The organism is Nostoc sp. JL33, from assembly GCF_017114985.1.
Taxonomy (GTDB): Bacteria; Cyanobacteriota; Cyanobacteriia; order Cyanobacteriales; family Nostocaceae; genus Nostoc.
Map to the genome: position 1 here is coordinate 92786 of NZ_JABXKP010000049.1, position 12083 is coordinate 104868.

At 41.4% G+C, this 12083-nt stretch carries 10 protein-coding genes and 1 pseudogene; 8 read left to right on the plus strand and 3 right to left on the minus strand.

Features of this window, described 5'->3' with window-relative positions; all coding sequences use genetic code 11:
- Positions 1 to 64: 64 nt before the first annotated feature.
- From HWQ23_RS13000 to def, 4 genes and pseudogenes are all read left to right on the plus strand, one after another.
- Positions 65 to 1327 (plus strand): HhoA/HhoB/HtrA family serine endopeptidase, encoded by a 1263-nt coding sequence (locus tag HWQ23_RS13000; protein ID WP_292828814.1) that lies wholly within the window; start codon positions 65 to 67, stop codon positions 1325 to 1327.
- A gap of 821 nt (positions 1328 to 2148) precedes the next feature.
- Positions 2149 to 2975: pseudogene (locus HWQ23_RS13010) on the plus strand (IS982 family transposase).
- Positions 2976 to 3355: 380 nt separating this feature from the next.
- Positions 3356 to 3823, plus strand: a complete 468-nt coding sequence (locus HWQ23_RS13015; RefSeq protein ID WP_292828817.1) for a hypothetical protein — start codon at positions 3356 to 3358, stop codon at positions 3821 to 3823.
- A 280-nt stretch (positions 3824 to 4103) separates the two neighbouring features.
- Positions 4104 to 4634, plus strand: coding sequence for a peptide deformylase (def, locus tag HWQ23_RS13020; protein ID WP_292828820.1), 531 nt, complete (start codon positions 4104 to 4106; stop codon positions 4632 to 4634).
- Positions 4635 to 4872: 238 nt separating this feature from the next.
- Here def and HWQ23_RS13025 read toward each other — a convergent pair whose 3' ends face one another.
- Both HWQ23_RS13025 and HWQ23_RS13030 read right to left on the minus strand, forming a co-directional pair.
- Positions 4873 to 6564 carry a potassium channel family protein gene (locus HWQ23_RS13025; protein WP_292828823.1) on the minus strand — a complete coding sequence of 564 codons (1692 nt, stop codon included), beginning with the start codon at positions 6562 to 6564 and terminating at the stop codon, positions 4873 to 4875.
- 134 nt (positions 6565 to 6698) lie between these two features.
- Positions 6699 to 6839 (minus strand): hypothetical protein, encoded by a 141-nt coding sequence (locus tag HWQ23_RS13030; RefSeq protein WP_292828826.1) that lies wholly within the window; start codon positions 6837 to 6839, stop codon positions 6699 to 6701.
- 182 nt (positions 6840 to 7021) lie between these two features.
- Between HWQ23_RS13030 and HWQ23_RS13035 the strand changes: the two genes are divergently transcribed.
- From HWQ23_RS13035 to HWQ23_RS13045, 3 genes are all read left to right on the plus strand, one after another.
- Positions 7022 to 8122 (plus strand): D-alanine--D-alanine ligase family protein, encoded by a 1101-nt coding sequence (locus HWQ23_RS13035; protein WP_292828829.1) that lies wholly within the window; start codon positions 7022 to 7024, stop codon positions 8120 to 8122.
- Positions 8123 to 8321: 199 nt separating this feature from the next.
- Complete coding sequence (locus HWQ23_RS13040) at positions 8322 to 8972, plus strand: hypothetical protein (protein WP_292828832.1); 651 nt, start codon at positions 8322 to 8324, stop codon at positions 8970 to 8972.
- A gap of 549 nt (positions 8973 to 9521) precedes the next feature.
- Positions 9522 to 9959 carry a hypothetical protein gene (locus HWQ23_RS13045; protein WP_292828835.1) on the plus strand — a complete coding sequence of 146 codons (438 nt, stop codon included), beginning with the start codon at positions 9522 to 9524 and terminating at the stop codon, positions 9957 to 9959.
- A gap of 10 nt (positions 9960 to 9969) precedes the next feature.
- On the opposite strand, the gene HWQ23_RS13050 is transcribed toward HWQ23_RS13045, so the two are convergent.
- Positions 9970 to 10659, minus strand: coding sequence for a hypothetical protein (locus HWQ23_RS13050; protein WP_292828838.1), 690 nt, complete (start codon positions 10657 to 10659; stop codon positions 9970 to 9972).
- Between the two features lie 480 nt (positions 10660 to 11139).
- On the opposite strand from HWQ23_RS13050, the gene HWQ23_RS13055 reads away from it, so the two are divergent.
- A complete protein-coding gene (locus tag HWQ23_RS13055) occupies positions 11140 to 11913 on the plus strand; it encodes a hypothetical protein (protein ID WP_292828841.1) in 774 nt (257 codons plus the stop codon).
- Positions 11914 to 12083 lie beyond the last annotated feature (170 nt).

Here is a 12083-nt window from a genome sequence, read left to right on the forward strand (position 1 = left end):
TTTGGGACATACCCGATAGGCAAGATCCTAACACCCACAGACTGACACGGAGAAGCAACGACACATGAAGACAACAAACCATCACTCAGCGCCCAAAAATATTGCTCTCAGGGGTTTGCCGAAAAGATGCGGAGCAGATAATATCCTGGGGATGCTCTCATATGGGGTAGTAGTGGTGTTCCTGGGGAGCTGCTCTCTTCTACCTGCTAAGACCTTTGAGACTCGACCAAGCCAGACTCAAGCCGAAAAGATAGTAGAACCTAATCCAGTAATTGCCGCCCTGCCAATTGTCTCTTCCTCTGGAGATCCTAATTTTGTGGTGAAAGTAGTGCAACAGGTGGGGCCTGCGGTAGTTCGCATTGATTCTTCTCGAACAATCACTTCTCGCGTACCAGACGAGTTTAACAACGATCCATTTTTCCGACGGTTTTTTGGAGACGGTGCGCCACAGCCTCAACAACGCGTAGAGCGGGGTAGCGGCTCTGGATTTATCATTAATTCTTCAGGTCAAATTGTGACCAATTCCCATGTGGTAGACGGTGCTGATAGAGTGACTGTCACACTCAAAGATGGCCGGACTTTTGACGGTAAAGTTTTGGGTGAAGACCCGGTAACGGATGTAGCTACGATTAAAATTAACGCTAATAATCTGCCAACCCTATCTGTGGGTAACTCTGATGCCTTACAACCAGGAGAAGCTGTAATTGCCATCGGTAATCCATTAGGCTTGAATAATACCGTTACTTCTGGGATTATTAGTGCTACAGGTCGTTCTGGTAGCGATATCGGTGCTAGCGACAAGCGGGTTGATTACATCCAAACGGATGCTGCGATTAACCCTGGTAATTCCGGTGGCCCACTGTTAAATACGCGTGGCCAAGTGATTGCGATGAACACAGCTATTATTCGAGGCGCTCAAGGTTTGGGATTTGCTATTCCGATTAACACTGTGCAAAAAATTGCCCAAGAATTAATTGCAACAGGTAAAGTGGATCATCCTTATTTGGGTGTTCAGATGGTGACATTGACACCAGAAAATAAAGAAAAAATCAAAAATATCACAGGCGATCGCTTAAATATTACAGCAAATGACGGCGTTTTGCTGGTTGAGATTGTGCCGCGATCGCCTGCATCTGTAAGTGGGCTACGAGTCGGTGATGTGATTAAAAGCATTAATAGCCAGCCTGTTACTAAAATTGAAGAAGTACAAAAGCTAGTAGAAAACAGCAAAATCGGTACTAAATTACCAATAGAAGTGGAACGGAATGGGCAAATTGTCCAAGTAGGTGTCCAACCTGCTCCTTTGCCCGTGAGACGTGAAGGATGATGTTTGTCATTTGTCATTTGTCCTCTCTTACAAAGTTCTGATCGGAGGAAACCTCCGCTCAGACTTTGCGCTTTGTCATTTGTCATTAAAAAACAACTGACATACTCCCCAGTCCCCATGCCCCTAATCCCCACTCCGTGGGGGCCCCGAGTTCCCCATTCCCCATTCCCCACTCCCCATTACTTATACCAATTTAATGTGAAGCTGCATAGAAAAGGGCTTCTAAGATAAAGTTATAAGAAGAAACAGACATCACCTGTTCAAGTGTGAGTTGGTCAAACAGTTCTTGAATGTGATCGCGTAAAGCTTGTAAGTCAGAGAAAAGTTCATTTTTAAGTGGCTGTTTGAGGAACTGCCAAATACTGCTTAATTCTTAACCGAGAAGTATTGGATAACTTCCCACATATGGACTTCACGTTCGCGACCACCCAGTTTCGCTTCTGGAATCAAGTCCCTAAGAAATTCATATTGTGTGTGGGTCAGGTTACTAGGGTAAGCTTTACTCATGTTACTTTCTCGATACTGTTTATTATCTATTCACAACGTATACTGAGATAGCTTTTTTACAATATACCTTACTTTTCAAACACCCTTTCAAAAATTGGTCTCGTCCTCAAAGCGGGGTCGTAATTCACATCGGCGTCGGTAAAGCCATCATTCCTCCCGCTAACAATCGATTACTAATACTAATTTGAGTAAGAGTCTCTTTGGACGTAGCTTTTTTAATAATACTTATGTACTAACCCAAGTTGCTAGTTATTGATTGAGGCGATCGCTTGATGTAATAAAATCCCCTCCAGGTATAAAAAACGGAGGGGAATATGCTAAATGAAATAATTACCATCTATGCTATCATCGATGACTTGCTTAGAGCAATTGGTCACAAAGAAGATTGTCGGCGAAATATGACTGATGCAGAAGTGATAACAACAGTAGTAGCTGCCGCAATGTTCTTTAATGGTAATCACACCAAAGCTTGTGACTATTATGTTAGACCATAAGTTAATATCAAATATGTTAGAAAAGTCACGATTTAATAGACGCTTACACGATGTTGATATGCTCATCAATGACTTATTTCATCAAATAGGGATGATTCTCAAAGAAACAAGCGATTGTACAGAGTATCTGTTAGATTCTTTCGCTGTTCCAATTTGTGATAATATCCGTATTTTTCAAGTTAAAATTCTGAAATCAGAAGATTATAGGGGTTATACCGCATCAAAAAAGCGCTACTTTTACGGAGTTAAAGTTCAATTATTAACGACTAAAAGTGGTATACCAGTTGAAGAAAGTCTTTATGCCTGGGAGTGCTGCTGATGTCAGAGCATTAAAGAGTTTACCATTAAATCTACCACCTGGTAGTGAAATATATGCGGACTCTGCGTACACAGATTATAATTGTGAGGATGACCTCGATGACAGTAGTGAGATTACACTAAATGTCATGAGAAAAAAGAATTCCAAGCGTCCAGATCAGCCGTGGATTCAATATATAAAACAGTCAATTCGTCATGAGATTGAAACAGTATTTAGTGCGATAACTAGTCTATTTCCTAAATCAATTCATGCAGTCACTTATAAAGGGTTTTTACTCAAATTACAAGCATTTATCTTTGCTTTTACTTTAAAACAAGCATTTATCTAACTAGTAATAGTTTATACTGAAAGTTAAAATCTATCTCTCGGTTATGATCTGACGTAACCGAAGAGTTTTTGTGCGATCGCATGACTCTCCGGGTGCTTCGCACCCAGAGTCGCCTAACACGCAACTTGGGTTACTAAGAGATAGTGATTGCACTATACCAGTTGCGTAAGTCCTGTTATTGTTAAATAGACTGATGTTGAACTAAACTTTTAGGTAAACAATGGAAAGTTGATAACCTTGGATTGATCTTAATGGATTAATCTTTGGTCGCTAAATAAAAATTGAGATATTTTCAACATAATTTGTAAGAAATCTTTTTTTGAATACCATATATAGTGTATATTAATGTAGTACTTTATGTTGTTAATCTAAGATACATTATGAATCTTTTTCAAAAATCAATTCTAATGGTGAGTGTAGGACTGATTTTATCTGTCTCTCCGGCTTATAGCGTTCAACAAAGGTCGTTTACGCTTCTTGCTCAAGATAGAATTCAAAATGATCTTGATGCGTTACCTAGAAAAATAGCTTCTTTAGACCAACCTGGGATTGATAAAGTTATTGAAACACTAAGTTCTGATCCAGAGCTTGCTGCTAAAACATCTAAGTTGCTTCAATCTAATCCGCGTGGTGTTATAGAAAAATACTTCCGTTTGAGTACACCCCAAGCTGAAAATCTCAAAAACTTATCAGATGAAGAATTGAAAGAAACACTATATCCTTTAGTTCAATCTATTGAAACAGGCAAGCTGTCTCAAACTAAAGTAAATTATACGACTGAACTTTTTGATAGTAGAGCAGTTTCTGCTGCTGGTCGAAAAACAGTAATAACAATTACAATCGGATAGAAAGATTCCTGAACAAAATGTTGAGGTTTTTTAGTAAATCTTCTACTCCTGTGAAGGTTTACATCAAAATTCATAGTCAACGAGTATCAAAATCAGAGGTGGTACAATTTCAAGAGGATGTTTTTAAAGTCCTATTGTTGGTATCAAAACTTTCTATATCCTCGTGACATCTCCTACACTGAACCGAAACGGTTACAGTGTAGGAGATGTCACTTATAGCTTTTCTGAAAAGAATATGCGTGTCCGTTAGATCATCGCGTTATATTAAAGGAGTTTTATCATGACTGAATTAGCGCCAATCATTCAATTAGGCAATCCAACACTGCGCCAAAAAGCTGCTTGGGTTGAGAATATTCAAGATGAGCATATCCAAAAATTAATTGAAGACTTAATCGCTACTGTTGCCAAGGCTAACGGTGTGGGAATTGCTGCGCCTCAAGTAGCACAATCTTATCGTTTATTTATTGTGGCTTCCCATCCTAATGCCAGGTATCCCAACGCCCCGGAAATGGAACCTACTGCCATGATTAATCCCAAAATCATTGCTCATTCAACTGAAGTTGTCAAAGATTGGGAAGGTTGTTTAAGTGTTCCAGGAATTAGAGGGTTAGTTCCTCGGTATCAAGCTATTGAAGTGGAATACACTGACTGTAAAGGTAACTTGCAAAAGCAAGAATTAACCGATTTTATCGCTCGGATCTTTCAACACGAGTATGATCATCTTGACGGTATCGTATTTGTTGATCGCCTAGAGAACACTCTCGATATGATTACTGAGCAGGAATATCAACAAAGAATCGTTAAAAATTAATAAATGGGAGTAGGGAGTAGGGAATGGTGTATAGGACAATACGCTTGGGTTAGCGCCAAAAACCTTAAACAGCGTAGGTTGGGTTAAGCAAAGCGCAGCCCAACCTACGCTATTTTTCTTAAGTTGAGAAACAAGATCCCCGACAACTTTTACGAAGTCGGGGATCTGCGGGTTGCAATTCTCACATATCAAATAGGATTGCTATAGTTGAATTAATTGAAAAAGTGCTGCGATCGCCTTAAGCGTGTGATTCGCAAACTCGCTCGTCCCGCCACAATTGATATAAATGTGTCGCTGGCATTGTCATATATAAAACATCTCCAGCACTCAGGTTAGTTTCTAATAAATCCCAGCCGTGAAGGGTTTGATGGTTTTTTTCTACATATAAAGGTACACATTCAGCAGAGATGGCTACATCTTTCACACATTTACCACAAAAGCCATGTGAAGGTGTAATCACAGTTGCAAAAGCCACCCAAAGACTATCTGCTGCGATGCCATTGCCAAGGATGCGTCCCCCCAGTGCAGCAGCAGCAAAAGCTGGGGCTGCTAGTTCAGCCGAACTCAGTACGGCCTCGAAGCCAAATAGCTGTTGCGCTATACCAGCAAAATCGGGATCGGCATAATGAACAATCACCGGAATGCTGGGTGTCAAGCCTTTGGCTTTGAGGGCAATTTCCAGATTAGTCGCATCATTGCTAGTAACAGCAAGCACGGCGGCGGCAGACTCTATATTACTGGCTTTGAGTATTGTGCGGAAACTGGCATCGCCCTGAATGACGGGAATACCGAGTTCGCGGGCGGCGTTGATATATTTGTTGTTGGAGTCGGGTTCAACTACTACAACTTCATGTCCACTGGCGTGGAGTTGCTGGACAATTCTTACCCCAATACCACTCAAGCCACAGACAATGTAGTGCGATCGCTGGGGAATTCGGGCTGCATCCCAAAATTGCTTAAAGCGGCTTCCTAAGACAAAATCGGTGAGCATTGCATACCAAATACCAATTACCACTGCTCCAACCAGCATCATCACAACGGTAAATAACTTAATACTGTTAGGAGCATTTTCTACTACTTTGTCATTACCACCCGCTCCAGTAATCATGCCTACAGAAAAATATAGAGCATCCACAGGAGACACACTCAACTCAGCCGACATATAGGTGAGTGTAGCAATCCCAATAACCGCCAATAGTACAATAGCACCTACCAATACCGATCGCCCATGTTGCTGAAACTGCCTAAGATTGGTTAGGACTTTCAGCAGTTTTTTAATTAATGATCTCCGACGAGAACGGATGCGGGGTTGTGTACCAACAATTAAGCGATCGCCTACTTGTATTTCTTGTTCAGATATTACAGCCGAGACTAAATCTATCTCACCTTCTGCTGGCAAGTAATAAATCAGCATCCGCGATCGCTCTGACCACAATTCACTCAGCTTTCGACCCTTCCATAAGTGGTTTTCATCAATGTATTCTTCATGAATCGGCCAAGTTTGCTGAAATAATTTGATTTGTCCGATCGCTCGGTTTCCCAGTGCTGCAAAGGTGAATACGGGTGCTGCTAATCCTACAACACTCAGGCTCAAGTGGTCTGACAGACTTTGATCTAGGCGCTCCCCTAAATTTGTATTATAAAAACGGTTGATAATCCGAATCTGGGGATTCAGCACTCGCGCTTGCATCATAATAGACAAATTCACAGCATCTTTAGATCCAGCAATTACTAAAGTGTGTGCCTGCTGAATTCCTGCTGCTGTTAGGGTAGAAGCTGCTTGTAAGTCGCCAACAATCACATCCCCTGCTGTTTCGCCAGAGATAGATTGGTGATGAATACCCACAACGAAGGCTCCCTGCTGTCTCAGCAAACGAAAGGTTTTATATCCGGTACGTCCTAAGCCACAAACAATAATTCGAGGTTTCATGAAACGGCAGCATCTTTTACGGGTAGGGCTGCATTTCTAGTTATTTATCAATATTGTTGCCCACTTTCCTGGAATATAACTGTAGCTGACAACACGATTGTTTTAATTGAAGGTAGGAAAAGGATTAGGCATTTCTAAAAAAACGAACCACAGAGGCGCAGAGAAGCCAGTGCGTTGCGGTGAGGCAGTCCGGTCTTCTCCCAAAGGGAGAGGCTAGCGCCAAGGGGGTTTCCCCCATGAGGAACTGCCGTTCGCCCTTGGCGTGCCGGAGGCATCACCCGAAGGGGGGTTCCAAGAGTTGTAGCAACTGGCGCGACACGGAGAGATGAAGAAGAGAGAGGATAGTGGAGTTTTCTTTAGGCAGGGTTTGAACAGGCAATAAAATAATATAGAAAAATATGGCAACTTTTGTAGGTTATGATACGCTATCTCCTTGAGAAGTGTCGAGGAACCGAAAATGACTAAGCTGCGCGTGGGGTTATTGTTTGGCGGTCGTTCGGGAGAACATGAAGTTTCGATCAATTCAGCACGGGCGATCGCTAAAGCCTTGAGTGCAGAGCAAAATGCTACTAAGTACGAAATACTGCCTTTTTACATCCAAAAAGATGGACGCTGGCTTGCTGGGGAAGCACCCCAAAAGGTTTTAGCAACTGGCACTCCGCTACTGGAATCTGAACAATCAACATCTATTGGAAATCTGATATCCAACCCTGAAGCCCAAACCCTGAGTAAGTGGCAATCTCCCTCTCAAGTTGCCCAAGTGGATGTTTGGTTTCCGATTCTCCACGGCCCCAACGGTGAAGACGGGACAATTCAAGGGTTACTCACCTTGATGCAAGTCCCCTTTGTGGGTTCTGGGGTGTTAGGTTCGGCAATGGGGATGGATAAAATTGCCATGAAAATGGCTTTTGAGCAAGCGGGACTAGCACAGGTGAAATACAAAGCGATAACTAGAGCGCAGGTTTGGTCTAATCCTTGCGTGTTTCCGAAACTGTGTGATGAAATTGAGGCGGCGTTAGGTTATCCTGCTTTTGTCAAGCCTGCTAATTTGGGTTCATCAGTGGGTATTGCCAAAGTGCGATCGCGCTCAGAATTAGAAGCCGCTTTAGATAATGCTGCCAGTTATGATCGAAGGCTGGTTGTAGAGGCTGGTGTCGTAGCTAGAGAAGTCGAGTGTGCCGTTTTAGGTAATGATCAACCTCAAGCCTCTGTCGTTGGAGAGATTACTTATGATAGCGATTTTTATGATTATGAAACCAAATATACAGAAGGTAGAGCAGATTTACTGATACCTGCACCAATTCCAGATGCGATCGCTCGGCAAATTCAGGACATGGCTTTGCAAGCTTTTGCAGCTGTTGACGCTGCGGGGTTGGCAAGGGTAGATTTTTTCTATGTGGAAGCGACAAAAGAAGTTTTGATTAACGAAATCAATACGTTGCCAGGCTTTACTGTGACGAGTATGTATCCCCAACTCTGGGCTGATAGTGGAGTCTCCTTTCCAGAATTAGTTGATCGCTTAATTCAACTTGCTCTAGAAAGACATTCTCCTAGCTAAGGAAAAAATAAGCGAACTGATTTCAGATTTTTACAGCAAAAAGTCATAATAAATACAGAACTTTGAGAAAAGTTAGCCAGATTTGGTAGCGTTTATTTTACAAAAAAGCTACTTAAATCTGAAGTTTTTTACGGATACCTGATGCTTGACTCCTCCAGTACAATTTATTGACTAGAGGGGTACAAATCTGAAAGTAATCATGGAAAAAAGTCAGAGTGTACAGCGCGAGCCAACCCAACGAAGACGGGCTACTCCAGAGCTGACAAACAGGAAATCGAGACTAACAAAAAGCTCGAATGTTCTGATATATTTGGTTGCACATCATCCTTGGCTATTGTTAACTGGGTTTTTAGCCATGTTTTTGGGAGGTGGTGCCTTTGCCGTATATAGCTTAGGTAACGCTGGCCCCATAGCACAAGAAGAACTAGAAAAAATCCCAGTTATAGTTGAAGAACCAATCAATGCGCCCTCTGAGAATAGTAATCCTACACCTTTATGGATGGTGGCTGCGATCGTCCTCAGCTGTGGTAGTGGTTGCTTGCTCATTTTCCGAATGCTCAAGTGGATGAAGCAACCGCAAAAAGTCCAAAAACAGATTAACCGCCATCAGGTACGCTTGGCACAGAGCAATTACCAAAGATTGGAACCACAACTTCCCAAGAACCAGCCAATTTTTGTGCCACAGCAACAACTGATGCCCCTTATGCAGATGCAACCGAAAACAAAACATCTGGTGACGGTTCTACCAGCAGAACACAAGCACCACTTGGATACGGGCACAGAATCTTTGGCAGAATTGATGGATCTTCGTAAAGATAGTTCATTATCTGCACTTTTACGCCAGTATTAAAAGTACTGTAAGGGACTTCCAAATAAAAAAATACTCAACTACTTCTTGTGGGGTGGGCGTCTCGCCCGCCCGTAGCAAAAGGCGGGCTTTTCGTCTCACCCCACAAGATGGATAATTTATTTCTTGGAAATCCCTAAAGCAAAATGTCAAAATAATACTTTTTGCCAATTAAGGCACGGTTCTACCGTGCCTTTACTAGTATTTAGAGGATATATATAGGACTCGTATTTGATTTTTGAAAAAAATCAGTACACCCCAAAAAGGCTTCTTCCCCACTCCCTACTCCCTAATCCCTACTCCCTGTCTACGCAAATAATTATGGCTACGCCACGCTGCGCGAACAAAAATCAAAGCAGACTGCTATAGCTGTTTTCACTTCGGTGCAACCTCACCCCGTATTTGAGTAAAGCAAACACTCCCCTGTTTGAGCTTACGCACAGGGGTTGGGGGTGAGGTTGGGCGATCGCGCTTAAAAAATGATATTGGTGAAAAGCAAAGGAGTTACTCGACGCAGAAAAAGCAGTAACCCGTCCGGTTAAACTGATAAAGATGAAAATAGCAGATCAAGCAGTGAATAACGTAGTGCGGTTAGTTTTGACAGCAATATTGCTGGTGCTAGTGACAGCTTGTGGCAGTATTGGGCTGCTACCGACTAGCGAGTTAGTGCAAAAAGCGATCGCACTTGGGCTAGAACAAACTCAACAAAAACTTAGCCAGCAGTTGGATCTAGATTTTCAAGGATTTGAAATCAAGCGGTTATCAATTACCCAGGAACAACCCCTAACGATTGAAAATTTACCAGCTTTCCGCGTTCGGGGAACCTACGACTTGATCGTTAAGCTACCAAAACGGCGCTTGACGCAACCACAACAAGCATTTGACGTTTACCTGCAAATTCAGCAAGAAGGTAAAACTTGGCGATCGCTAATTCCAGAAAAAGGTAGTAAAGATACTCAATCAATTTGGCGCAGTTATTTAGTTGAGTAAACCTGTGTCATCAAAGTGCTTTTTTCCGGTTGCGTAAGAATTGCAAACCAGTAGCGTAAACACCAAATGCCAGTAAACCTGGCATAAAACTAGGTTCAGGAACACTAGCAGTAGATACAGAATTGATACCTACAGCAAAGTCATTATTCGAGTCTACATTATCAACAAATGAACTGTCGGCAGCACCAATAAATATAAATTGTGCATCAATAGGAACTTGCACAATAGCCCCATTAAAATCCCCACGCGAGATGTAAAAAATACTATTGTCTAAACACTGAGATGGAAGACAACCGTTGGGAAGAATTGCATTAATAGCACCAGGAACTCTATCAGTTGTTGCGCCATCATATTCTCCTCTACTTGGTAGCAATCTATTGTCAGTGCTGAAAGTAGCCCACATTGCACCAAAGTATTCGTCAGTCGGATCACCAAAGGGTGAAAAACTGCCAAACCGTTCCAGTTTAATTGTGTCCCCTGAATTAATTCCCAAGTCTGTTAGAGAAAAAGGTACGCTATCAGGACTAAATGTATATGAAGAAATAAAACTTCCACTAGGATCGATGTTGAATTTAGATGCAAAAGCTTGAGCAGAATCAATTTTGAATAATAGTACTAAGCTGAAGGCGATTTTAGCAGTTGCAACTGATAATTTGGTGAATAATTTAGGAATTTTTTGATTTTTCAAAAAGGTTGACATAATGATTCCTGACAAATTCTTAATTACTGGACTCAGACAGCAAGTGAAGTATCAAGTGATAAATCAGCTATTTTACTATTTAATTTATATTTGCGAGTATATTTAAATACTTAATTGTTAAATTAACTTAACTTATGAAAAATAAAATTGTCAATCTACCAATAGCTAGTTGACAATTGATAATAATAATAATGAAAAGCTTTTTATCTACGTTTTGCTTGATGAATTGAAATCTCCTAATAAGGGCGAATGTCGCAGTTGTGGAAGAACTACATTAAGAATTTTTAAATTTTAAATTACGTATAGTGGAATAGGTACTGGTAAAAAAAGTATCAAAAGTATTCTGAATACAAGAAATTTTGAAGTTTCAATTCTGCACAGTGGCATATGTGCTACTAAAAAAACCATCACAATACTTTACGTATAAATGCTAGGTTACAGTCATGATCGAGGTGATAGTTTCACTAAGGACAGGGCAAGATGTATATTAACTTTTTTATCAGTTCCATTGCAGGAATTGTGGTTGTGGTGCTAGCGGCTTTTGGCTTACTGCAATGGTTGCACATCCCTGCTGGTAACTTTCTTGACTGGGTGATTGGTGGTGCGAGTTTTTGGTGGCTATTAGTAATTGTTACCGTACCGTGGAATGTGCATTTTCAAGCCAAAGAAGTCTTAGCAGAAGCAGCACAATCAACTGAGAAAGGAATTTCAGTTGATCAGAAACAAGTGAAATATGTCACACTTTTGGCAAAGCGATCGCTCTGGGTTGCCATTGCTTTACACTTGTTCTCAGCCGTTGGTCTTTATACCCTCGCTGTCACTGGTATTAGTACAGTTGGGTATATAAGTTCTGGTGCAGCTTTGTTATTAACAATTCTGCGTCCAGCGATTCGGGCTTATGAGTATTTGTATGCGCGGTTAGCGATGATTCGCCAAGAATGGAAGTATCCGCGCGAAGATATTTTTGAACTGCGCGATCGCTTCTCCATATTGGAGCAAAAAATCCAGTCATTGGAAGATCAACTCAACCCAGAACAACCCTATTCATTATCCGCAACTCAACAACGCTTTGCTGAAGAGACTCGTAGAGATTTAGCCCGGATTGCGGCTAACTTGGAAGAATTACGGGCGACAAATCAAACTGAACATGAGCGTTTGGGGAGAGAAGCCAGAAATGCGATCGCGCAACTTTCCACCGACGGGCAATTTCTCGATCATGTCCGCGAAATTATTCGATTTTTTAAGACAGCTTAGTTATTACTCTAATAGCCAACCTAATTTTAAGTTTTGGATAATGGAATTCAATTTTCATCATCCAAAATTTAACAAGTTTCTTCAAATAGGGTTAACTATACTTTACAAACAGGAAGTTAACAATTCACGCATTCAAAAGTTATTTTGACATAAATTGCAGGAAGGCTTAT